Here is a 25,674-nt window from a genome sequence, read left to right as displayed (position 1 = left end):
GTTAGAATTTCCCCTCTCGCTCTTGGAAATGAGTAGGTTTATTAATCATGCTGCCCCCATGAAGGGTCCACTCTGCAACCCAGTCGAACATTTGGAGTAAAGATACTTGCGGGTATCCAAATAACTGCATGCTCTTCGCTGCATTGCTAAGCAACGCCGTTTCTGACTCTTGCCCTTTGAAGATTGGTTCAATACCAAGTCTTAGGCCAATCTGCTGTGCCGCATATTTCACGGATACGGTCTCTGGACCCGTTACATTCAAGAAATTAGCTGGACTTTGTGTAGCTGCTAGCGAACGGATTGCAATTTCATTCGCATCCCCTTGCCAAATGCAATTGAAATGCCCCATGGAAAGATCGATAGCACGCCCTTCCTTCAAGGACTTCGCAATTTCCAACAGAACGCCATACCGCAAGTCAATGGCATAATTCAAGCGATAGATCAAGACTGGCGTGCCGTTCTTGTGACTGTAATGCTCGAACATCCGCTCGCGGCCAAGACAGGATTGACCATATTCCCCGATCGGAGCTGGACTAATCGCTTCATGAGCTCCACCGTACGTTACTGGTGTGAATGGATACACATTCCCTGTTGAGAAGACGACGATTCGGGATTTGCTAAATTTCTCAGCAACGCGACCTGGCAGATAGGCATTCATCACCCATGTGAAATGCTCCTTGCCCGTCGTTCCAAACTTGGTGCCCGCCATGTAAATGACATTTGGAACCTCTGGTAAAGCTTGAAGAGCCCCATCATTTAACAGATCACAAGCAATCGTTTCTACCCCGAATGATTGTAGTTCTTCTTGCAAACCACTTTCGGAAAATCTCGAAACCCCATACACCTTCTTATCTACGCCTGCTGCCTGAATGGCATTCATCGCTAACTTAGCTAGACTCGGGCCCATTTTCCCACCGACACCAAGCAGCATAATATCTCCCTCTAATTCTTGCATAAACTGTATTAATGCAGGGGAAGGTGTTGACATGACTTTATCCAAATCTTCTAATGTTCTCATACTCGCAATCTCCTCACATGATCTAAATTTAAGCTTCCTGACTGTAGTATACGGACTCTCAAACATAAAAGACAAATCTTTATATTGTCTTTAAATAAAAGAAGAAACCGTTCCATTTCGCTAAAGCCAGCGCTGGAACGGTTTCACTTATTGCAATTAGACTCGGCTAGGATCCGCAGCCAAATTCTCTAGAAAGTGAAGTCGGAACGTTTGTTTCGGCCTTCCTTTCGGCACTTTGACATAACCAACACTCGAAATCAAGTTGTGATCCATCCATTGCAGCAGAAGTCGATGTGTACTCCTGACCGTAATTCCCAGGATGCTCGCCAACTCGTGCACTTCATAGTCCAACTTGCTCGTGCGTGCCACGGTCGTCATTAGACGACTCAAATATGTCGATGTCATCCCTGCATCCTCCGCACTCTTCAGGAGTTCGGGATCTGTCATCGACAAGTCTCTGCTAAGAGGATCTGCCATCTCCAATGGGCCGATTAACGTCTTATCCTCCCGCACGATAAAGCACGTGTTACCTCCCGCTTCTTTGCATCTTCGAAGGGCAAGGCGAGCATGGGTACCGGCTTCATTCGCACTGCGACCGAAACCGATTCCCATACTAAGAGACAAGCCTAGTGATTTCCATACTTCCCGTGCAAGCGGGACTGATTTGTACCCCACCGTCTCCCGCTCGAAAATCCCTCGTGTCGTAAAAAACAAATACTCGTCCGCACCCAGATGTGTTAAGTACCCATCTAGTGATTCAACGTAGTCAATCAGTTTTCTATGTACTTCCAGCTTAAAGCGTTGAATATCATGCTCTGTGCTTTGCAACTGCAGTTTTTTGCCGAATTCATCCACATTAATCATGCCTACTAGAATTTGCGCTTCTTTACTACGCCGAGTTTCCGTGGATAGAAGGGCACGTTCCAATGCAACCGTAATATTCTGATCGGTCGGTGTAATCCATTCGCACAGAATCCCCAACCTATTCAGCGTGTCAGCGACCTGAATATCTGTGGTAAGTGCCGCTTTCGTCGCTCCCCTACGGAAGGCATCCTCATGGAATTGCGTCATCGTCTCGACTTGCGGGTATGGTACGCCATCATAGATCAGGAAGTTTGATGAGGTTTCACCAATCTCCTTGACATGTCTACTTAACGTAGAGGACGTAAACGAATCAATACTAAAGATCGCATCTACCGCTTGAAGCTCCGGCTTGCTGCGCAACCGATATAACGCACTAAATAACCCGGTGTCCGTCAACGGGATCATATGCACGGGCAAATGTGTTAATACATTCTCTTTGACGCGGCGATAAAGTGTCGGTCCTGTTACTAGCAGCACTTCGACCTCTTGGAGCAGCTCCTCAGCCATCTCTGGTGCTGTTTCTGCCGAACATGCCCGTGCGATAGGCTCGAAGGATGGGAAAGATGTCGCAATCACGCTCAGTACTTTATTCACCAGAGCCTCTGGCCCTAATATCCCAATGGCAATTCGATTCGGAATATCCATATGTGACGGCTCCTTTGCATCATCATCAATATGAACAAGTATACCCCTGTTCACGACTAAAAGACAAATCGTTATTATGTCTTTTAATCAGGATATCTACCCTTAACACCATTTAGTCCGAAATACCCGTCTTAAATCAACCCAAACACCCCTCCCACAAGGGAGAAGGGGTAAATAGTTCGGCGAAATCGGACTACTGCTCATTTCCGATCAGCGAATCTTCAATTAGTTCGGCCAAATGGGACTACATTGCTTTCGTGCAGGACTGGAAGTCCTTGCAGCTCAACAAGTAAGCCCGCTCCCCGCTGGCTCAAAGTAACGCACAGGAAAAAGCCCGACAGCAGAATCACATGCGTGCCGAGCTTTTATTTAGTTTAATTCCGAAAGCAGAGGCATCCCCGCTTGCGCGCCAAAGCGCGTCACTGACAACGAAGCGGCCTTAACCGCTATCGTTGCTGCTTCCAGCACCTCTTTGCCTTGAGCTAGAGCAACCGTAAACGCTGCATTACATGCATCGCCTGCGCCCGTTGTATCCACAACTTGGACACGCGGTGCTGGAATTGTGGCCAGTTCCCCGCGGGCCACCATGGCAACGCCTTGTTCACCTCGTGTAAGCAACAACCGAGGTCCTTCAGTTTCCCATTGCTGCATGCCGGCCAGCAGCTCCTGCTCGTTCGCGTAAGTTCCCCCGCTAATCAGCTCAAACTCCGTTTCATTCGGTGTAATGAAGTCAACGAGTTGTAGCAACTCGGCAGGAAGCGCTACTGCCGGAGCGGGATTAAGTACGGTACGAACGCCCGCTTCACGTGCAATCTCAAGTGCCGCCTGCACCGCAGGCAGCGGAATCTCGAGCTGTACGAGCAATGCATCTGCTTCGCGAATGAGATTTGCATGCTGACGTACTTGCTCCGGTGTCACTTTACCGTTTGCTCCTGACACAATGACAATGCAATTGTCATCCCTTGTATGTAAAATGGTTGCCGTTCCCGTAGAACAATCGTCTCTACGAACTATGGCATCTGTGTGAATACCATGAGAGGCCATTTGAGCAAGGAGCACATCACCGAAACCATCTTGGCCCACCGCGCCAATCATGGACACTTGTGCACCAAGCTTCGCACACCCGACGGCTTGATTGGCCCCTTTGCCTCCCGGGATTGTATGTAATTCATCGCCTTGCAAGGTTTCGCCAATCTTAGGCATTCGGTTCATGGATACGACTAAATCCATATTGAGGCTGCCCACTACGGCTATGCGTACTGTCTTCATATAGGATAGATCCTTTCTTGTATCATAGTGTGATAAATTCAAAAACTAATTTGCACCCTTACTCAACTTCTGGAACAAATCGCGAAATACACCATCACGATCAATATAGGTAACATATCGAATGAGGTGACGTGACGGATCTTGGCTCCATCTTGCCTCTTCAGATACGATTGGACTTGGTAGAAGCACACTCGGAGTGCTTCGTTCATTCACAAGATAGGCAATCGTTGAAATATCCCAAATCACACGAGAATACGCGTAATGATCGGGGTGAACTTGTCGATACGTCTCGTACAGATATTCGCCAATCACGCCGGATTCCTTCACAAAGTCTCTCATTTCGGATAAGGTTGTTTTCAAATGCGAAGCGACGCCCATACATGGAATTAATACTAAGGGGACACCACTATCCAAAATAATGCGCGCTGCCGGAATATCTTGCTCCAAATTAAATTCTTGCGTATTGTGCCAGTGGAGCGCATGCCCTCCTAACCATACGATAACAATGTTCGCGATAATGCGAGGCTCCATCAGAATGGCAGAAGCCACGTTCGTAATCGCACCAATGGCTACAACGTATAAGGGATCCTCCGGCGAGGAAGCCATTGCTCGTTCAACCAAATTGCGGGCTGCTTCACTCTCGACCGGTGCTTCTGAACCTGGCAGATACGCATCAGACCCTTTGTAAATAGGAATGTCGGTGCGACCCATCAGTTTCAGAATTTTGTGCAACTCGTGATAACTCTTCTCCATCCCATCCTTCGGCCCCGTTGACAAGTCGTTAAAGAATGGCGCTGCATAGAATGCTTCTACCTGAAGCCTTTCTGGCGATTGCAAGGCATATACAACAGCAAACTGGTCATCAATTTCATTAAAGGTATCTGTATCCAATACCATTCTTATCCTACCCGTTCTTGAAGTCAAACGTTCCATTCGTTGGGCTTCCGTTATTGTTGGGTACAGCATGGGGCAACTCCTCACATTTTATATCATGAATTGGCTTACCTATGAACTCAACACATGAGAATATAGAGCTATTTTACCCTCATTCATGATATATTTTTATCATAGATTGGCTTACTTTTTATACGATTCGGCTATCTATCTCAAATCATGTGTGGAAGGGCGTTCTCCAATGAATGGACATTTGGATTTTCTTTTTCGAACAACAAGGCCTCAGAACTCAACAATCCATCCCCATAGACACCAGTGTTATGAATTGGTTTACTATATGCAAGGAAGTGGCTCAACTCGAGTAGGCGAGTATACGCACCTCTTCCACCCTGACACTTTCACATTAATTAAGCCACACACCCTGCATGAAGAAACACATACGACTGACAGCGAAGTTCTATTTGTCGGATTTCAAGCCGACCTAGGCAGATATCCCCTACGAGAAGGCATCTATATCGATCATTCGGAAGGAGCTATTCTTGTATTGCTGCAAAGAATGATTATCGAGATGCAGAATAAGCGCTCGTTCTACACGGCTAAGCTGAATCATCTAATTGGGGAATTAATTATTGAACTTCTTCGTTATGATGAATTCACGACCTCTGAGCTATCTGTCAATAAGGTGATTTATGCTAAAAACTATATCGATGAGAATGTCGGGCAGAAAATCAGTGTTAACCTATTAGCAGATTTGGTTGGCTACAGCTATGATCGTTTCCGCCATCTATTCAAAGAAGAATACGGTCTCTCACCTATGCAATACGTGATGTCCAAGCGCTTTGAACTGGCTAAACGGCTGTTGAAACAAACGGATCTCTCTATCTCCGCCGTATCTCATGCAAGTGGTTTCTCCAACGATACCCAGTTCTGTTCCCTTTTCAAACAAGCAACAGGAAACTCTCCTCGTCGATATCGCCTGCAACAATTAACATGAAGGAGCTGCATGAACACCTATGTCACAACAGCCTTATTTTGAGCAAAATAAAAACCAAAGTCGCCTAACCGACATCGATAGACCCTTCTATGTGGGTTCCCAAACCACGGTTCATGAGGGCTACCAGATTGCTTCGCATTGGCATTACCATATGGAAATTATTTATATCGCATATGGTAAAGCCTCGATTACAGTCGGAAATCATAGCTTTGAAGCGGAACAAGGTGCTTTCATTCTCATCCATCCGTGTGAGGTGCATAGCGTTACGGTTCAGCCTCTTCAACCTTCCAAGCATTATGTCATTGGCTTTGATCCTGACATGTTAAGTCCCTTGCCGCAACTGGCCTTCGAACTCCAGTATTACTTACCTTATACAACGCCGCTTCATGGTTTGACGACTTGGTTGACGCCAGGGGAACAGGACGGAATTCTCCTTCACACTCTTATTGAAGAGATGTACGAAGAGTATCAGATCAGAGCTTTCGGTTTCGAGCTTGCGGTATCCTCTTCTCTATTTAAGTTGATTCTATGGTTGCTGCGCTATCAGCGAACACGCCTTTCGTCTACCTTTACCGATGATGCCGTTGAAGATACGAAGAAAATGGCCGCATTTCGCAAGCTCTTAGTTACCATTAATGAAGAGGGCATGCTATCCATGTCAGCAGAGGAAGCAGCCAAACTGTGCATGATGAGCTACAGCCGATTTGCGAGCTTCTTCAAAGGCGTCATGCATACCTCGTTCACGCAATATGTCTTGTTTATCAAAATACGAAGAGCCGAGCAATTACTGCTCGACCCGACGAAAAGTATCACGCAAATCACCTTGGAAACTGGTTTTAATCATACTAGCTATTTCATTAAACAATTCAAGCGTATCAAGGGGGTATCTCCCAAACGCTATCGCAGAGAACGATTACAGGTGACATCTGATTATGAAGAATAATGTCATCCTATCCTTTCGTTGAAAAAAAAGACAACCCGCAGGTTGTCTCTTGCTCTCACTAGAGAGGGTATGCTTTTATGATACCAACGATCACCGAAAGCTGCTATACTTGCTCATCCACCATGCGATTTGTCAACGCGCCTAATTTCTCAATCGCAATCGTGACGACGTCGCCATCCTTCAGATACACACGCTGATCTACAGGCTTACCAAGCACAACGCCTTCAGGCGTTCCTGTCAAAATAATATCACCAGGCGACAACGTCATATGCTGGGAAATATAGCTGACGATTTCATCACAGTGGAAAATCATATCCGATGTATGCGAATTCTGTCTCGTCTCACCATTCACCGTGCAACTGATCGTCAACTGATTGGGATCCCCAACTTCATCCGCCGTTACCAAATAGGGGCCGAGTGGACTGAACTTATCGCAGGATTTCCCCAGCAGCCATTGTTGCGTACGCATTTGAAGATCACGCGCGGATAAATCGTTCACATTGCAATAGCCAAACACATGGCTTAAAGCTTGCTCTTTGGACACATATTTCGCCTGTTTCCCAATGACAATTACAAGCTCTGCTTCGTAATCAACCTGACTCGTGACACGATTCGGAAGCGGAATATCATCCCCGTGCGAAGCAATTGTATTACTGAATTTGTTGAACAGGATAGGATACTGCGGAATTGCCGCATTCGTTTCTTCAGCGTGCTTGCGATAGTTCAAGCCCACGCAAATGATTTTACCTGGATGGGTGACACAAGGACCATAGTTTACTTGGGATTCATCAAGAAGGTACGGATTTTCCGCTGTTTCCCCTTCAAGAACCCTCGCCACATAACGCTCGATCGCTGGAATTAATGTTTCTGAATGAGCGATAACGGACATGATGTCGGTTGGAATCCCATCCTCAGGGAACGCTTTCAATGCTTCTGTAATATCGAATACGTTGTTCTCCAACTTCACACCAAGATGAATACTTCCTGGATGGTTAATTGTGACTAGTTTCAAAATGAACATCCTCTCTTATCAATACTTAGGAAAATTGGTTCTTTATTTACGCATTCTTACCGAACACAGCGCCACCATCAATATACAAAGGTGAGCCCATCATGAATTTGGATTCGTCTGATGCAAGGAATAAGGCAGCTTGTGCTACATCCTCCGGTGTTCCGAGTTCGTTGCTAAGTTGTCTGCTTTTCAGCGCAGCAATTGCGGCCTCAGGATCATCATAAGAGGTTTTCAAATAATTCTCAACAAAAGGTGTCAAAATCGTGCCAGGCAGCAGCGCATTCACTCGAATTTGGTAGGGGGCATAATCAACCTGCATCGATTTCGTCAATGCAAGCACTGCTCCTTTGGTAGCTGCATAGGAGGCACGTCTAGCTAACCCAATCTCCGCTATGCAGGAGGACATGTTGATAATGGAACCGCTGCGCTTCTCCATCATGTGCGGAATAACGTATTTGGACGGCAGGAAAACGCCGCGAATATTGACACGAATAACACGATCCCATTGGTCTGGCTCAAGCTCATGCAAAGCACCAACACCGCTAATCCCCGCATTATTAAAAAGAACATCAATTCGTCCACACGCTTCAATTGCTCGGTCGACCATCGTTTTCACAGAATCAGGATCCGTCACATCAGCTTGCAGGAAGAGCGCTTCTCCACCGTTAGCTCGAATTTCGGAGGCTGTTTCCTCACCTTTGACCGCATCCAAATCATTGACGATCACATGTGCGCCTTCTTGACCAAAAAGTAACGCTGTGCTTCGGCCAATGCCTGATCCAGCACCTGTAATTAGGATTACCTTATGTTGTAATCTCATTTGGTTTCACCTCATAGTTTATTATAATAAACTTAGTTTATAAATTAAGACAAACTAAGTCTATCATCCGCTAAAGCTTGCGTCAATGCCAAATAAACCAGAGACAACCCGATGGCCGGATGTTAACTGGTTTACCGCGATTATGATGACTACAGTGGCATTATTGCAGATAACCCCTGTGCGAGAATTTGAATCTCTTCCCTCGCTAGATCTTGTTTGTGCGGCCATTGATGTACCGGCATCGAGCAACTTACAGCCGCAATCCATTGACCGTTACGATCAACAATCGGCATAGCCAAGCAGCAGAAGCCAAGCACGATTTCTTCTTGATCCACCGCGTAGCCTTGTTTTCTTATCATGCGCAGCTGTTCCAGCAGCTCTTCTCCACTTCGAACGGTATTCGGCGTGAACGCCTGATAACTGCCCTCTTCGTATAGGGCAAGCACCTGTGAATCTTCCAGCGCTGACAGCAATACTTTACCCATAGCAGTTGCGTAAGCAAGCAATCGCATGCCAGGTTCAGAGATAAGACGAACTTGTGCTGGCGCCTCTTTTTTGGCCAAATACACAAGCTCCCCCTTCTCCAATCTTGCCAGTTGAAAAGTTTCACCAAGTCGTTCTACGGAACGAGCAACCTTTTCCTCAAATAACTTCACCAGCGACATGCCAGCGAAATAAGCGTTGCCAATAACACCGAAGAAGGAGCCGAGCACATAGGTATCTCCTTTTTCTCTGACAACCCAATCTAACGTCTCCATCGTATGTAAAAGCGAGAACATTGTACTCTTATTAATCCCCGTTGCACTGCTCAAGTCCATTAACCTAAGTACTGAAGGCTGTTCCGCAATAAGCTGTAGAACATCCTGTGCCCTTTCCAGTGCGGGAACCCAATATTTTCTTTCCATGTGTATACCTCACTTAACCTTAACTGTCTATAACCGCTACAACGGATGCAGGATCACAGTAACTTTACCGAATCCCCCAGTCGAATTTGACCTGTTTTCACAACTGATGCATAGACGCCAAACTGCAAGTCAAAGCCTTCGTTTACTTTTTTGAGCAGGGAAGGATCCTTCTCCAGCGTTTCTGGGTCAATCGTGATCATGACACATCGTTGACAGTAGCTATCTACCTGCAATTGTACTTCGCCTATGGCAATCTGTCGACCTATCCAATCTCCTTCGGTGCAAGACTCATCATCTAACGCGACTACGAAATTGCCACGGAACCGACGATAATCCAAGTCCTTGCCATGCATGCTCTCTAGTTTTCTTAGGCTAGCATCGGTGACAAGAAGAATACTGGCGCCATCTACTGAAAGCAGTTGCGGATGTTCAGGATGTTGTTCTTTTAACCGCGACATGGTAAGGGGAGTTTTCGTTTGGCTTTGGATCTCCTTCAACAGTGCATCGTCCCAGCTGAATACTCGCCCATCCCCTGCTGTTATTTGGATATCTCCATCGTGATATCTTGCTTGATAGGCTAACATATTAGGGATATTACGTGCCGTCACATACCGCCGCCAGCCCGATTTGGATTCATCATAGAAGGACACGAACCGATCCCCTACCATTCCATAGTCTTCAATCTCGCAAGATGCCAATTGCTCACCTGCGAATGACTTCACAGGATACCGATTAATTTCACTTATTTTACCAATGGTCACTTGCACAGATAGTTCCTCCATCAATCTTATATTCCGTACACGCAACCATTTTACCATTTCGTACTCTAGAGAGCTAGGAGCTAGGAGCTAGGACATGCCTGTCACTCACAAATTTCGAGCAAGAATCATGCTTACTCAGTTAGAAAAAAAGAACGCCACGATAGTTCGTGCAACGTTCTTATTCTAACCTTATTTATATTCCCAAAAATTTGGCGAGTTTATCAAGCAACCGTTGTTGGGAAGACAATTTTATGGATATATTGTCAAATTGATTGTTCAGCACTTCATCATTGGAAACAACTAGTTTGTTAACTGCTTCTTCGATTAGTCCATTTAGTTTCTCCGTGTTGATCGCATAATTATTACGCATTTCTAGCTCTAATTCCGTAATACTTTCCTTATGCTGTTTCCGCATTTCATAGGTCACTGCTTGCATTTCATTGTTGAGATGTTGCTCCAAAATTTCTATAATATTGGGTTGAATCGTTTGAATTTGTTGCTCCATCTTCGAGACATCTTCATGAAGTTGATTCTTGAGCTCACTTGTCGTTGTCTGTAGATCACCCCTGAGTGTTTGTTCCAACGCTTCCGTCAACTTGGGCTGAACGGTATGAATTTCTTGGAGCTCTTGTTCTAACTTAAGGACACTTGCATGAAGTTGCTGTTGTAACTCACTTGTTGAAGTAAGCAGTTCACTTCGGAGACTTTGTTCAAGAGATTCCCTCAACTTAGACTGAACCGTATTAAGTTCTTGTTGTTCTAATTCTAACTTCGAGACACTATCATGTAGTTGCGCTTGTAGCTCATTCGTCGATGCGAGTAGTTCATTCTTGAAATTGTGTTCCAATGCCTCCGTCGATTTCGATTGGACCGATGTAAGTCCTTGGAGCTCTTGTTCCAATCTTGCGACACTTTCATCAAGTTGCGTTTGTAATGCTGTTGTCGAAGAAAGCAGTTCGACCTTGAGATTTTGCTCCAGAACTTTGGCCAGCTTGGGCTGGACCGTAATGAGTTCTTGAAGCTCTTCTTCTAACTTCGCGACACTTTCAAGTTGCTGCTCTTGCAGTTCCCTTGTCAATGCAGCCATTTCAGTTCTGAGATCGTGCTCTAGAGATTCAATTAACTTAGGCTGAACGCTATAAAGCACATGCTGTAATTCATTCACCTGTTCGGCTACACCTTTGAATTGTATATTTAGTGTATCCACGTTAGCGGTAATTTCATTGCTAGTATCTTGTTCAATCACTTCGGTTAGCTTGCAAGTAAAAATCTTGATAATATTACGCAGCTCCGCAACTTCAACGGTAATACCATGAAATTGCTGGTTTACGGATTCAGCCATATTCGTATACTTATCATCTTGAATAGCATCCTTTGTGACAACAATCATTTTCTCCATAAAGGTAAGCACAATGTTTCGAAGCTCCGCGACTTCATTGGTAAGCTCGTCGAACAAGACGTTTACATAATTTTTAGTTGGTGCTACTTGTCTACCACTTGAAAGGGAAGCTATACTAACCAATTGACTATCATCTACTTGCTCGTTTAACCGTCTAGGTGTTTTATTTGCTTCTATTTTCTGCGTTAACAACTGTACCAGGTTCCATAATTCCAAGGTTTCATCACTTGCAAGCGGATTAGATTTAGTTTCTACAAGAGGTACGTTGGGTTCTGGCACAATTGCCGGAGAAGTAGCCGTGACAAGGTTCTCTTCACTACTAGTCGTACGATTTCCTTTCTGACTCAACTCCTGTAAATGTTCGTGAATCATCTTAAGTGATTTATTGGCATCTTTCATTTTTGAAATGACACGGAAGATCTCGATTGCTTCATCTGTATATCGTAAGCTTCCTCCAACCGTGATGGTCGGAAGAAATTGAGTGTATTGTTTGGTCCATTCTACGACTGTTGCTTGTGTTCTTCTAATCATACGTGCGATCTCATTGACCTTATATGTCCTTTTCATCTGTTAACGATCATATCCTCTCTTCTTATATCCAGTAGGCTTAGGCATCTATAACATGGTATTCAAGGCATTATATAATTGACAATGAATACATGAAATAGTTCAAATGAGAAAGAGGCCGCCCTAATCGGACAGCCTCACATGATAGTATGGTATTATTTACGGTGCATTCGGTCCAACTTCTGTTGCTACCAATGGATGCTTTCCAAAGGAAGTGCTCGAAGAGCGCTCATCCGCTCCAACGTCATTGGTGGAACGTGCTTCTCCATCCATATCTTCGGTCACATAGGCGTAGGAACCCACAGCAGCGTTAATCGCCGGACTAGTTGAAGACAACTTCTGCAATCCATTGACTGTTGTGAGCAACGGATTCGTGCTCCATATTTGGGCAGTCGTCCTTGAAGCATTGTTGCTAACTGTGCTGCCACTACCTATGTTCCCCTCGAATACTGTGTTCGTGGTGCCAACTTCATAGTACAAAGTGCCTGTGGAATTTTTCACGATATTATTAGCCACTCTGCTGTCTTGAGGAGCTAAGGGTTTACCAGAACCAACAATAATCCCCGTCGTGCTATTCACAATCGTATTGTTAACGACCTGTGCTCGGTAAATTTTCCATTGTTCTCTCAAGTCATCTGCTGAAGGGTTGGAAGGGTAACCACCTGTACCACCGTCATAATCAGCATTATCAAGAATAATCGCATTGGCTGTTAGATTTTCCATGTAATTGTTATAAATCTTGTGATCATTTCCATAAATGCGAATACCCGCTTGTTCCGATTCTACACCATCACCGAGGAAGTAGTTGCCGTAGAAGGAGTTGTTATGCCCATGTCTGGAAGTAAGTCCCCCCTTGGAAGTTTTGAAGGTATTATAACGAACCGTGTTGTTACTGCTTTTCACAGAAACGATTTCCGGCTCGCCATCGCAGTTCTCAAACAGATTGTACTGAATCGTATTGTACCCATTGGACAAGGAAATTCCGGACAAGCCCAGACGTATTGTTTCTTTGCCATTTGCCACCCATGGACCTACATCATGAAAATAGTTATATTCAATTACGTCGTACTGAGAAATATTGCCGTTCCCATCGCCTTGATAAGCAATAAGCGGATCCGTATCGCTTTTAGGACCAAAATCATTATGGTCAATGCGGTTATGATGACTATTTACGCCACTAACCTGAAGCCAAATGAGGGTGCTGCCTGTAGCTTGCAGTGCAAATCGGTTACGAGTTACACGAATGTTATTGGAACCATCCAACAGAAGTCCCGTATTTCCTGAATTTGTGAATTTCAACCCCTCGATTACAACGTTGGATGAATTCTGTATTTGGAGTGAAGCACCTCCAGATATGATCGCCTGGCCTAAATTCGCTGCCTTAATCGTGATAGGGTTGCTCGCAGTGCCATTTTTGTTACTTAAGACGAAAGGTCCTGTTTGGGAGTAAGTCCCGTTAGCTAGCACGATTGTCGTACCCGCACTTGCGTTGCTTAACGCAGTTGCTAACTGTGCGGAAGTCGAAACAGAAACACCCGGTACTACTGGTGCATCACCATAAATTTCGACCTCGGTATAACTGTTCCATAAGTTGGCTGAGTTACCATGGCCAACAATTCGCACATAACGTGCTGACGCTACATCCGTAAAGTCGAACGTTTGTAGGCTTGTATTTAAACTGCTCGTCACGTTGGACTGAACCGTCGTGAAATTAACATTATCCGTGGACGTTTGAATATCGAACGTAGAAGTTCTCGTATCCCCGCTTACAAATGCCATCTTGATATAACCAACCCTGACGTTTGTGCCTAAATCGTACTTGATCCATTGACCGTTGCCGCTAGCTGACCAACGAGTGGTTAAGTTGCCATCCACTGTGTTAGCAGGCACGTTGCCATCATCCGCGCTTGCCGTTACGGAAGCACCAGCTATGGAGAATTTCGTATTTACGGAAGCGCTTGCAGAATTGTCCCCGTAAATTTCTACCTCAGTGTAACTATTCCATAAGTTCGCAGAATTGCCATGGCCAACAATTCGCACATAACGAGCTGGATCTACATCAGGAAAATCAAAGGTTTGCAAACTTGTATTCAAACTGCTTGTCACATTGGACTGAACTGTCGTAAAGGTAACGTTGTCTGTCGATGTTTGAATATCAAAATTCGAGGTTCTTGTATCCCCACTAATAAAAGCTATTTTAATGAAAGATACTTTTTTCACCGCGCCTAGATCATATTTGATCCACTGCCCGTCTCCGCTTGCGGACCAACGAGTTGTTAAGCTTCCATCCACCGTATTGGCAGGCACATTCCCATCATCGCTACTTGCCGTCACCCCAGACGCCGCGACCGTGAACTTAGCGTCTGCCGCATAACCAGCGAAAGGAATCATCGTCAGAAACATACTAATTAATAGCATAACAATACCTACTTTTTTACCATTCCCCATAAATACATCCTCCCTTGATTTTCGTTTGAACCCATGAATCCTAGTTTAATCTTTGAACTCCTTTCATTCATTTCGAGTGCGTGCACTCTTCTCCAATTTAATACAAATCTCGGAAAATAAGCATCATCATAATCGTGAATGCATCTTCAAAATCGAAAATGATTACCCTCATTACCTAAACTCGCTATTCAAATATGGATGTCAAGGCATAGGAAGAGGCCCATGCTCAATTGCATGGACTTCTGATGGACATACGTATGATTACTTACATGCCTCCACCATGAGCATCAGTGCCATGGACTGCCCATACGGCATCGGACATTGTTTGATATTGCGGTAATAATCAAGATTATCTTTTAACCCTGTACCGTAAGAAACACCATGGACAATACCTTCATCATCAATTTTGCTCAGTACACCTTCCAGTGCTTTCAGACCCACAGCGCGATAACGCTCATCAATAAAACCTTTTCGTACTGCCTTCAGGATGCCATAGGCGAACGCAGAAGAAGCCGATGTTTCCAAATACGAATCAGGTTGATCCAATAGTGTATGCCATAGGCCGCTTTCATGCTGGAGGGTGGCAAGCGTTCTCACCTGTCGTTCAAGCGACGAGATCAGGAACTGGCTTACACCCACTGGTAGAGGAGCGATATCCAGATAATCGACCAGTCCGGCTGTATACCAAGAATTGCCACGTGCCCATAAGGCTTGCGCATAATGATGATGCCCGAGAAATGTCCACCCGTGAAAGAATAGCCCTGTCTTCACATCCGATAAATATTTGAGATGAATTAAGAACTGTCTAATGCTCTCTTGGAAATAGGCATCATCTTGTAACAGGACACCCATGCGTGCAACGAACAAAACGGTCATATACAACGTATCATCCCACAATTGTCCCTCGTTCAAATTCCGAGTAACGCAATGTTGAAGTCCGCCTTCATCTGTTCTAGGCATAGCTTCCATAACATAGGTGACCCATTCTTTACAAAGCGCCACATATATTGGATTCCTTGTTTCCTCAGCCAAATAGCTTAACGTCAACATAGGACACATCGTGTTTACATTCTTGTCAGGTAAACCTTCAGCGATTCGTTTATCAAACCATTGAATGAGCTCATCTCTGATCGCCATGTTGCCTGTTTCCTTGTAATAGGCGTATAAAGCAAACAACCCAACGCCTTGCGGCCACTCCCAATTGTCCATCGAAACAATACCAATCGCGACACTTTCTTGAAATGCTGGCTGTAAATTTTTCATTTGTCGGATCAGCTTCAAAATGATGGGATTATACTTGTCAATCATCGCAGCGTTTGTCATGCTTCATTTCACTCCTTAGGTGAGAGTAGGCTGTATGAGCCGATCCACTAACTGTTGTGTATAAAGACTGCGTGGACTTACATGGCTCCCGAAGCTTTCCCAGTACGCATCCTTACGCTGCCGTTGATCATAGGGACTCGGGAGGAGTGGCTTGCCTCGACTTCCGATATGTCCGATCGCATAGTTTTGAGCAGTTGGAGGCTGCTGGGAGACCAACTCATGCGTGGTATTCCAAGTGACATAGTTTGCTCCAGACCACCCATGGCCGCTCCCCAACCACCCGCGATCCTGAATATGGATGCGGCCGTTTACATTGTCATAGAGACAGCCCACTGACCACCGATGATGGGGTTCACTCGAGTTGTAATCTTTTTGCGACTCGCAGTCGAGGAATACATTTGGCCCTGCAACACGCGCATCAACGACAAAAGCATGTCTCGCGGTTTCTGTGTAGGCTCGCTGCACAAGCGTTAATTCACCCATAAGATGGAATGGATACCGACGTCCTCCCGTAATCACGCTGATAAAGGCGAATACGGAGCAATCTTGAATGGTGATCCATTTCGTATCGCGCCCAACTTGGACCAATGCGTGTTGGAAATGGAAGCCAACCACCTTGCGGACCCATGCGTTTTTGACAAGATCAAGATGAATACAAGTAATCGCATGCTGCTCATCAGCCATGTAGGTTTCAGTGCCCTCATTGCCGTCGATTCTCGTGTCACCAATACTAGGATCATACGAAACAACCACCCGTATATCCTCGATGCCGATCTGTTCGATACGGCCTTTATCCTCGTATTTCATAAGTGCTCCGCCTCCCCAGCGGCTTTCAATCGCATTCGCGATAGGCGCATCCAATGTGATGCAATTGCCAACCATGTGGGTGATCACTCTGTCGAACTCCAGTTGGAACGGAGACCATTGAATGGTTCCGCCTGCAACTGGCCTCAAGCGAATCGCATCCATGCCAATAGCATGAATCCAGCGTTCATTTCCGTAACGAATCACCTTAACAGTGTCTCCTACACGATAACCAGAAGCATCCTGCACATGGATTATGCGTGCACCTGATGGTACATACAGATCACTAATAGAGGTCAGCGTATCTGGCAAAAGACTAGGAGAGGCTTCACCTCTAATGTCGATGAGATTCCGTTGTTTCGTCCCTGTTGCATATAATAAGGTGCCACCTTCTTCCTGTCCCTCACCACGCAAAACAATGCCGCTAGTCATAATCTGCAATGAACCACTGATGGCGTATACACCTTTACATAGAAGAACGCTTCCACGATAACCTGACGAAGATCGAGGCAGATCAGCAACCCGATCAATCGCCGACTGAATGTGCGTCGTATTATCTCCCTCAACGGGCTGAAGTGAAATAACAGGCGCGATATCTGGGATCGCTACGCCGCCTCCACCATATCCGCAATTGGAGAAATCGATGATCTGATTCCCCTTAAAATCAGGTACATAGACCAGTTTCCCATTCTCACCAATATGAACAATGCGACTCTGTCCCTCGGTCGAAATCAGAGGATTCTGGACTGTAAAATAAAACGCATCAAAGTAAGAGAATCCAGCTTCTACTTCAATCTCAATGTTTATCCTGTATTGCCCGGGCTCCTTTACTTCACCAGGAAATGTAAGAACCGATGCCTCGCCTGCTGCAAATTTCGTTGCTGGATGTGCGCATATCACTTGATCCCCAGTTACATTCAATAGAGTTACTTGTAAAGTCACAGCTTCAGCCGTTCGCACATGCAGTATGGGGAATGGGCTGTCCCTATCCAAGAAAGCAGGTTGACCCGACTCGCAGACTAACGTAGGATGTTCTAACGCAAGATCCACCAACCACTCTGTTGGGTCGTACACATCTGCGAAGAAACTAGTTTCCTTGATCACGCCATGTAAAGTTACAACACCATGAATCTGGGTAATGCCTGATTGATGACTGGTCAGTTTGCCACTCTCATTAACTGACATCACATTTTCGTTGCGGCTGCTGATTATGACTTCCGCTTTCGTCAAATCAGCGTCCGAACCGTCTGTCAGAATCCCTCTCAGCGCCAATTGCGCATAGTTGTTCACTTGCATGGCTAACGTATCATCTTGACTGTATACCCTGCCACCAACATCGAATACCAAGTGATCTAACAAGGGACCCGAGGGAATAGATACCTGCTCATATAGGCCGAAATCGATGAGTTGAACATCCCTTTCCGCATCAAATAGTATTAAATCCAGTGATACGTACCGTCCATTAACTACCGGGAAAAGAGCTCTTTCAATCGTTCCGATTCCGCCTATATCCGTCTGCCGACTATACGCATCCTGCCAAGCTACACCGTCATCAGAATAATGGATATGGTAACTACTTATGAAGCCTGACGCCAGCTTTAATTGGATTGTATTGAACGAGAAGTTTCGGCCAAGATCAACCGTTAACCAGACGCGGTTATCATCCTTCTGATCAACACTTAATGGTTGCCAATAGGTACTCTCGGAACCATCTACCGCTTGACTTCCAGCGCCATTCGCACTTTCAGAACTACATGTTACCGGACATGCTAGTGCGAGATTGGCTTCGCATACAGCTTCCGTTCTTGACATCATTTCTCAACCTCCTTATGTTGATCCAGTTGCTATTCATCTTGGCCTATCGGAATGACCATATTCCACGTCTGCGACGCATCATGAAAGCCCTTGGTACCATCCGATGTTGCTGCAAACAGATGCGTCGGCTTCCCATCCTGAAAGAATAAAAAAGGTCGTTCCAAATTGCCCATTGTACGTGTAACCCCATTATCCCAAGTCACATTTCGGGAATAGGCGAGTGAGTGAAGAATTCGCCAATTCATGCCATCCGTCGAAGACGCGTGTACACCGCCATACTTTTCACCACACAAATTGCCGTCCATATCCTTCGCAATCAATTCATATCCATCCTCAGTTCGCCAAATGAAAGGGTCTTCCAAATGAACGTCTGGCGGGAATAACGGTTCTTCACTCATCACCAGGTAAGGACCCTCGTAATGAGCCGCACGCGCAACGCCAAATGTCATCTTCCCATGGCCGTGACCTTCATATTGTCTAGCTTTGTAAATCAATAACACAGAACCGTCTTCCTCTACGCATGGTGCAGGATTGGACGTTAAGAAGCTATCGAACTTCCCTGGCCTTGTGGATACAATGGGGACATCGCGTCTTTCCCACGGTCCGTTAACACTGTTCGCCAGGGCTAATCCAATACGCTTGTTCGCTCGCGCTACGATACATCGCGGATCTTGGAGGTCATATCCATCACCAGCAATCGGATCTGGAAAGGGATGCGTTGATCCCATATAGAACAATAGGTACTTGTCTTTATGCTTAACGATATGCGGATTATGTGTACTGCGGCCATCCCAATACTCGGCTCCACGTGCAGGTAAGACTACCTCCTGAAATGTAAAGGGTCCTTCGGGCTGATCGGCAACAGCACGTACAATTTCCGACTGGACAAGCCAGCCCGGATGCATCGGAAGTGACTTCGGCCATCTCGAGGCAAATAGGTGAAATCGGCCATCTTCGCCTTGCACTACGGATCCGCACCAGACCCAGTAATTTTCCATTTGGAAGCCCCCGTTCACAGGTGCAGGCATGAAATTGTAAAGCATACGATCGCTCTCCTTCTATTGTTTATTCGTCATCTAGACACTCATTAATCTAATTTCTTTTAAGTTCATTAATACCGCACCGCAAATAGCTTGAGGCCGGACAGTCAGTGTATATTCACCTAAATGTTCAAAATAAAAAGGCCCAATCTCAAAGTTCTGGAATTCGTATTCCCCACCTGTTTGCATGACGCTAGCAACTAACTTATTGTCACCCGCTGCAATTTCGAAGATGCCTCCAACGGATGCATCACCTGCCCCATACACAGCAGCAACCCGATATGCGCCAGCCTTTATCACGCGAAACTCCCATGAGATTGAGTCTTGCATGGAAGACCAGTTTTTAAGATTGTCTCTCCCTTTTTTCCCCGTATCATAACGCACTGTCTCTCCGGTTAGTTCACCATCGAATACTCCAAATACCTGAGACACACCATTGGCAACTACGACTTGTTTCGGATTTGTTGCTATTTCTCCTTGAAATTCCACAGCTACTACGGAACAGATTGAATCAAGCGCTTCTGTAGGCAGGTCGATGATATGATCACCACAATCATTCAATAATTGATGGGGTAAGTTTCGTTCCGGCGAATCTCCCAAGAGGTAACACTTCTGAATTGAATTAAGCAAACCAGGCAGCAATAGCTTCCCTCCAGCAGGCCATTCCCAAACGTGCAGATATAACGTATTTCCTTTCAACGTACAGCGGCCCCATGGTGTTCTGCCGATCGGACTTCCTTGAGAACCGTATATGCTTTCGCCATTCACATGCAACCAAGCGCCGATGACGCCAAGTAACTCCAATGATTTCGCGTCAATCTCTCCATCTCCCGTTGGCCCTACATTGATGACGTAATTCCCCCCCATACTAACGACATGGATCATATCATGGAGAATATCTTCGGAACTTCGCCACTTTTGGTCGGTTTGGTTATAACCCCAAGAATGATTCAACGTTGCGATCGACTCCCAGTCTCTCCTTGGCGTTCGCATATGGCGTTGATTATCGCCAGTATTCTCATAATCGCCGAAACCCTCACGACGAACTCGGCGATTGACTAAACAGCCTGGTTGCACGTCATGAACCAAATCCACAAATTGCTTACCCTGTTCATCCGTAATTTTATGACCACAATCAAACCAAAGAATGCCGATAGGACCGTACTGTGTTAGAAGCTCCTTTACTTGGGGAAACGCTTTTTCTTGTAAGTATCGCTCATAGCGGGTGCTTTTGTTATCATCCTTCTCCCATGTGTGGAGAGCATCATAAGCGCCAATATTAGCTGGATAATCCAATGTGTTTCCTTGGGAATCTGGGTGATGCCAATCCATTGCGTGCGAGTAGTACAAGCAAAGAACCATGTCTTCGCGCTGACAAGCAGCCGCTAATTCCGCCACAGGATCTCTGCCAAAAGGAGTTGCTTTAACAATCGAATAATCGCTGACTTGCGAATCGTACATAGCGAAACCTTCATGATGCTTAGCTGTAAAAATCATATATTTCAAACCAGAATCTTTCGCAGCCCGAACCCACGCAGAAGCGTCAAATCGTGAAGCATGAAAATGATCGGCTATCTGCTCGTATTCGTGAATCGGAATTTGAGCCCTCAACTGCAAATGCTCCGCGTAAGCCGCATTCACAGACTCACCTTTCCAAACACCGCCAGGCAATGAATATAATCCCCAGTGAATGAACAAACCTACCTTTGCTTCGCGCCACCACGCGATTCGCTGCTCGCGCTGTTCAACTGCCAGCACATCTTCCTCTTGGAAACGAATCTGTTGTAGATTATTCGCTTCTGCGTTATCCATGAGATGATCCTTCGTCGACATCGTAGTTCCCCCTTTTCTGCAACAGCCTAAGCCTGTAATATCCGTTCAATATCCAATAGATCCGTTTCGGAAAGTTTGACCCCCGACGCCCTAACATTCTCTTCCACTTGTTGGGGGCGAGAAGCACCAATAATACAGCTAGCAACATTCTCTAACCGCAGGATCCATGCCAATGCTAACTGTGCCAGAGTTAATTCATTACGCTCTGCGATGGGTATTAGCTTCTCCACCTTACTTAGCTGCTCATCCTTCATCAGTTGAAAAATAGCGCCATTCTGCTCGGGATCCCCTGCCCTTGAATCGCTTGGGAACGGCATTCCCGGTTTATATTTACCCGTCAATATCCCTTGAGCTAGCGGCGAAAAAACGATCTGCCCGATTCCTTCTCTTGCACTTAAGGAAACAATTTCCTTTTCGATGCCGCGCCGAAACATATGATATTGGGGTTGATTTGAGATGATTGGATGTAATCGCAGCGCCTTGGCCATATGAACGGCATCAAGCAGTTGCTCAGATTTCCACATGCTAACCCCCGTGTAAAGGACCTTACCTTGCGCGACCAGATCATCCAAGGCGCGAAGCGTCTCTTCAAGTGGCGTATCCGTGTCATACCTATGGCATTGATACAGGTCAATGTAATCCACACCGAGTCTTAGCAAGCTGGCATCGCATTGTTCCCTAATATGTTTACGGGACAATCCGCGGTCATTAGGCCCGTCCCCCATGGGCACACATACCTTGGACGCTAGCACGTAGGAATCCCTTAAATACTTGGACAGTGCCCTGCCCACCACACGTTCTGCCTCTCCCTTATGATACACATTCGCTGTATCGAACAGATTGATGCCTAACTCGTAGGCTTTATAAATAATCGATTCCGATTGTTTGGCATCGATCGCACCACCATAGGTTAACCAACTGCCTAGACTGAGTTCACTTACTTTTAAGCCACTGTTGCCTAATCGTCTGTACTGCATGCTAGGACCTCCTTATCAGAAATTGCCAAAGAGTGAGAATACTCGACCTTCGATTCGATGTTACTATCGCTGTTCCCCTTTGTCATTGTTCATACTTATACCCCTATGTCTTTTTTTATGATGGAGCGTCGTTTATGACACAAAGAACCGCCTAGGTCATCCACCCGGACGGTTCTTGTTCAGTATCTTTACTACTAATTCCGTAAAGCTCTTAACCAGTCCAGCAATTGGGCTGCCAACGTTTCCTCAATGAATTTACCTTTTTGTGCTTGAATAAGTGCTTGTAGTGCATCTAGCTTAGGATTAAGGTCTAGTTTCGATGCCTTCTGAATGAGGTTAACCAAGGTCATTAATCCTCGATAGATGCCTTCATTTTTGATCCAACCTTTTTGTTTCGCAATCGTTAATACTTCGTCCAAGTGATCTAAGTCCATTTGAACTTGCAGGTTAAATTGCTGCGTTGATGTATTGCCTGCCCGATCTATCGCAGTAACAGAAACCAGGTGGTTCCCCCGTGTAAGTGACATCGGTTCAATGACATATGGCGAATCGATCGGTTTGCCGTCCAGTTGAATCGTTTGATTCGCAACGCCACTTAGGGCATCCGTAATGCCAAAGTCCAAGTGAATGGTGTCTGTTACGTAAACAGCCATGGAGACTGATGAGGTGATACGAGGACCACTTCGATCCAATTGAATCGTTGTTGATCTCTGATCTTCCTCGTTGCCAGCCCCATCAACGCTGTAATACCTGAGTACCGTCGTACCTTCGCCATCGACCTGTAACGTAGTTCCTTCTGCGAAGAGGCCGCCATTTACACTGAAATACGTATGTGCAACGCCACTTCCGCCATCCGTTGCAGCAAGGTGAATCGTTTGTGCATCTTTGTGCCATCCGCTTCCCGCATCATCTTTCGTAGTTGGCGCGGTCACATCAGAATCTCCGCCAATATAAATTTCATTGATATTGTTCCACGTATCCTTTGAATTGCCTTTCCCGTTGTATTTGACATATCGCGCATTTTCTTTCCCGAACTGAAAAATCTCTAAGCCTGCTGTTTTTCCGCTGCTTTTGCCACTATACACAGTCTTCCAGTTCATTCCGTCTTCTGAAACCTGCAAATCAAAATTATATTTGTCGACATCCCCTTTCAGGAATGCAAGAAGCACTGATCGAATCGGCTTCACTTCGCCAAGATCGAATTGAATCCAATGGGTAATCCCCTTTGCCGCATAACGGGTCGTCAAATCACCATCGATGGCACTCGCAGGCGGGAAGCTAGCATGATAACCTGCGCTTGCCGACACAGCCTGGATCGGATAGGTAATAAAACGATCTGGTACCTCTCCATAGATCGGGTATCCGGTCATTTGCACCTCATATTTCGCTTGCAAATAGGGATCTTGTCGATCTTTCACAGTAATGACAGCTGTTCCGAACACCTGCTGCGGCTGTGCAATCTCCACAATATGATCGCTCTCAGCGCTGATTGTTGGTATGACTTTCGTACCCAGCGGCAGAGCTACAGCATAGGTATACGTCGATGGTGAGAAATTATCAATCGATACACCGTTGACTTGAATACCCGTTAATCTCGGCAATAATGATTCAAGTGGCGGTGTGGGGCTCTTAGACAAAACGAGCTTATCCAGCCGGGCACCGTTTCCTTGCGATTTTATGTTAATCTCATGGAATCCATCTGTTAATGCAAAAGGCAGTTCGGCCGTCGTCCATCCCCAAGTCGATCCCGCAGCTGCAGGTAAATGGACATCAGTCCCTTCATCCACGGATACCTGGAGGCTTCCTTCAGCTGCACCACTTGAGGAGCCTAATACATGTAGATACACACTGCCGCCATGAATAACGTTCAAGGCATACGTTAGAGAGCCTGATGCATCTTCAGGAGATTGCATGAAAGCGCCTTTGGAGCACGTGTCACAAGCCCCTCTTTTAAAATAACCTTCCCTGCTTGAGTAACTTTCCGCTTCCCACGTTGGCGATAACTCAGCATCAACCTGACGCGTCCAGCTCATATGGTCTTTCACCCACATGATGCGGGCAAAATAGATGGGACTGGTTAAAACCGTACTCATATAATAGGGATTTGCAAGCAATTTATATACCGTTGGATCTGGATTGTACGGTGAAATATGAAGGTACTCACTCCAGAGATTCGTTAACGTGCAGTTCGTTGGGAGTCCATCCACTTTACAATAGAAGTTGCCTGTACCCGTAGCGATCACATAACGAATGGTATTGGAAAGTTTAATTAATGTGTCTTGCGTAACGCCGTACTTCCCGCGATCATACGCCCTCGTCATGCCCATGATATCATTCGCCGCATGAACACCGTCGGCATCCTCGACTTTACCGAAGTAGTCGGCCACATACCACCATTTATACACATCATGACCTTGTACTTGATAGGGTTCTAAGGAAGCTGTAAACCAATCGATCGATGCTTGGACAATGCGGTCATAGAGGTCTACTCTTGTCGGATCGTCGGCTAGAAGTTCATGACATTCCGCCAAACGCATAAAACCGTTATTGATCATCATTTGCTGATTCCATGGAATCGCTGAATTAGGAGCTCCACTTCCCGTTGTACTCCAGCGTGCATCGTTCGGCCAATACTGGCGCAAGGTATCTGGCTTCACGAAATTCGGGATCATATAGGTATCTATGGATTTATCTAACTCGGTGATGTAAGATTTCGCACGTTGCAAATACGTCTCACCGTATAGAGAGCCATTGCCATAAGGAACAACTTGATTCCACAATGACTTGTTCTTAAGAATCAGTTCCGCACTGTAAGCAATGTGTCCAATCACATCGCCATTCTCGCTGCCTGAATAACCATCAATGAGCAAACCATCACTATTAACTTCGCCAACCTTTTTGTTTGGCCATGCCAGCTCCCTGTTTCCATTCCATAAAACACGGCCGGTAACTGAATTATTCCTAGCAGAAAGCATATTCTCGCTAAATGAAATCATCCGATCGAGTATAGCTTGATCTCCACTAATTTCGTACATATAGCCCATTGCTTCAACATTCTGACCGCTTGGACCATATACGAAATCATTGCCAATATTACTAACTGGCAGACCGACAGAAGTAGATAAAATATATTGCTTAAACGAATGAATCTCCTCTTGTGTGACAGGACCGTCTAGGCTGCTAACCACCATAGGCACCCCTGTGGCAGCAGATGCGTTTGGCATTAAAGGAGCCCATATTCCGGAGCAACTTATCGTAATCGCCAAGCATGAGACCAGTAATTTGCGCCATCCTTTCGTCATTTTCGCTGGATTTGCAGCTAACATTATGTACCCTCCTTATT

General features: G+C 45.7%; 18 protein-coding genes. 2 read left to right on the top strand and 16 right to left on the bottom strand.

Annotated features, from left to right (window positions below):
• Position 1: 1 nt before the first annotated feature.
• The 4 genes from A8708_RS23370 to A8708_RS23355 form a co-directional block, all read right to left on the bottom strand.
• On the bottom strand, positions 2 to 1,018 hold the full coding sequence (locus A8708_RS23370; protein ID WP_068667713.1) for an NAD-dependent epimerase/dehydratase family protein: 1,017 nt from the start codon (positions 1,016 to 1,018) through the stop codon (positions 2 to 4).
• Between the two features lie 156 nt (positions 1,019 to 1,174).
• Positions 1,175 to 2,527, bottom strand: a complete 1,353-nt coding sequence (locus tag A8708_RS23365; protein ID WP_068667712.1) for a hypothetical protein — start codon at positions 2,525 to 2,527, stop codon at positions 1,175 to 1,177.
• Between the two features lie 369 nt (positions 2,528 to 2,896).
• Entirely contained in the window at positions 2,897 to 3,796 is a 900-nt protein-coding gene (gene rbsK / locus A8708_RS23360) for a ribokinase (RefSeq protein ID WP_082927737.1), read from the bottom strand.
• A 45-nt stretch (positions 3,797 to 3,841) separates the two neighbouring features.
• Positions 3,842 to 4,762, bottom strand: coding sequence for a nucleoside hydrolase (locus A8708_RS23355; RefSeq protein WP_068667711.1), 921 nt, complete (start codon positions 4,760 to 4,762; stop codon positions 3,842 to 3,844).
• A gap of 85 nt (positions 4,763 to 4,847) precedes the next feature.
• Here A8708_RS23355 and A8708_RS23350 point away from each other — a divergent pair, with 85 nt between their 5' ends.
• Both A8708_RS23350 and A8708_RS23345 read left to right on the top strand, forming a co-directional pair.
• The gene (locus tag A8708_RS23350) at positions 4,848 to 5,684 is read left to right on the top strand and encodes a helix-turn-helix domain-containing protein (protein WP_082927736.1); all 837 of its coding nucleotides are present in this window, start codon (positions 4,848 to 4,850) and stop codon (positions 5,682 to 5,684) included.
• A 19-nt stretch (positions 5,685 to 5,703) separates the two neighbouring features.
• Positions 5,704 to 6,627 carry an AraC family transcriptional regulator gene (locus A8708_RS23345; protein ID WP_068667709.1) on the top strand — a complete coding sequence of 308 codons (924 nt, stop codon included), beginning with the start codon at positions 5,704 to 5,706 and terminating at the stop codon, positions 6,625 to 6,627.
• 103 nt (positions 6,628 to 6,730) lie between these two features.
• Here the strand turns inward: A8708_RS23345 and A8708_RS23340 are convergent, their stop codons facing one another.
• The 12 genes from A8708_RS23340 to A8708_RS23285 form a co-directional block, all read right to left on the bottom strand.
• On the bottom strand, positions 6,731 to 7,639 hold the full coding sequence (locus tag A8708_RS23340; protein ID WP_068667708.1) for a fumarylacetoacetate hydrolase family protein: 909 nt from the start codon (positions 7,637 to 7,639) through the stop codon (positions 6,731 to 6,733).
• A 46-nt stretch (positions 7,640 to 7,685) separates the two neighbouring features.
• The gene (locus A8708_RS23335) at positions 7,686 to 8,459 is read right to left on the bottom strand and encodes an SDR family NAD(P)-dependent oxidoreductase (protein WP_068667707.1); all 774 of its coding nucleotides are present in this window, start codon (positions 8,457 to 8,459) and stop codon (positions 7,686 to 7,688) included.
• A gap of 149 nt (positions 8,460 to 8,608) precedes the next feature.
• Positions 8,609 to 9,364 (bottom strand): IclR family transcriptional regulator, encoded by a 756-nt coding sequence (locus A8708_RS23330; RefSeq protein WP_068667706.1) that lies wholly within the window; start codon positions 9,362 to 9,364, stop codon positions 8,609 to 8,611.
• A 53-nt stretch (positions 9,365 to 9,417) separates the two neighbouring features.
• Complete coding sequence (locus A8708_RS23325; protein WP_239696813.1) at positions 9,418 to 10,146, bottom strand: MOSC domain-containing protein; 729 nt, start codon at positions 10,144 to 10,146, stop codon at positions 9,418 to 9,420.
• A gap of 172 nt (positions 10,147 to 10,318) precedes the next feature.
• Complete coding sequence (locus A8708_RS23320) at positions 10,319 to 12,091, bottom strand: MerR family transcriptional regulator (RefSeq protein WP_082927734.1); 1,773 nt, start codon at positions 12,089 to 12,091, stop codon at positions 10,319 to 10,321.
• Between the two features lie 159 nt (positions 12,092 to 12,250).
• The gene (locus tag A8708_RS23315; RefSeq protein ID WP_082927733.1) at positions 12,251 to 14,539 is read right to left on the bottom strand and encodes a chondroitinase-B domain-containing protein; all 2,289 of its coding nucleotides are present in this window, start codon (positions 14,537 to 14,539) and stop codon (positions 12,251 to 12,253) included.
• A gap of 261 nt (positions 14,540 to 14,800) precedes the next feature.
• Complete coding sequence (gene bglB, locus A8708_RS23310; protein WP_157264987.1) at positions 14,801 to 15,862, bottom strand: beta-galactosidase BglB; 1,062 nt, start codon at positions 15,860 to 15,862, stop codon at positions 14,801 to 14,803.
• Between the two features lie 15 nt (positions 15,863 to 15,877).
• Complete coding sequence (locus tag A8708_RS23305) at positions 15,878 to 18,481, bottom strand: discoidin domain-containing protein (RefSeq protein ID WP_082927732.1); 2,604 nt, start codon at positions 18,479 to 18,481, stop codon at positions 15,878 to 15,880.
• Between the two features lie 29 nt (positions 18,482 to 18,510).
• On the bottom strand, positions 18,511 to 19,524 hold the full coding sequence (locus tag A8708_RS23300) for a glycoside hydrolase family protein (protein ID WP_068667704.1): 1,014 nt from the start codon (positions 19,522 to 19,524) through the stop codon (positions 18,511 to 18,513).
• Between the two features lie 33 nt (positions 19,525 to 19,557).
• A complete protein-coding gene (locus A8708_RS23295) occupies positions 19,558 to 21,354 on the bottom strand; it encodes an alpha-L-fucosidase (RefSeq protein WP_068667703.1) in 1,797 nt (598 codons plus the stop codon).
• A 26-nt stretch (positions 21,355 to 21,380) separates the two neighbouring features.
• Complete coding sequence (locus A8708_RS23290) at positions 21,381 to 22,331, bottom strand: aldo/keto reductase family protein (RefSeq protein WP_068667702.1); 951 nt, start codon at positions 22,329 to 22,331, stop codon at positions 21,381 to 21,383.
• 194 nt (positions 22,332 to 22,525) lie between these two features.
• Positions 22,526 to 25,657, bottom strand: a complete 3,132-nt coding sequence (locus A8708_RS23285) for an OmpL47-type beta-barrel domain-containing protein (RefSeq protein ID WP_068667701.1) — start codon at positions 25,655 to 25,657, stop codon at positions 22,526 to 22,528.
• Between the last annotated feature and the right edge of the window lie 17 nt (positions 25,658 to 25,674).

This window comes from Paenibacillus oryzisoli (genome assembly GCF_001653565.1).
Classification (GTDB): domain Bacteria; phylum Bacillota; class Bacilli; order Paenibacillales; family NBRC-103111; genus Paenibacillus_E; species Paenibacillus_E oryzisoli.
This window is presented reverse-complemented; position numbering and strand designations above follow the sequence as displayed.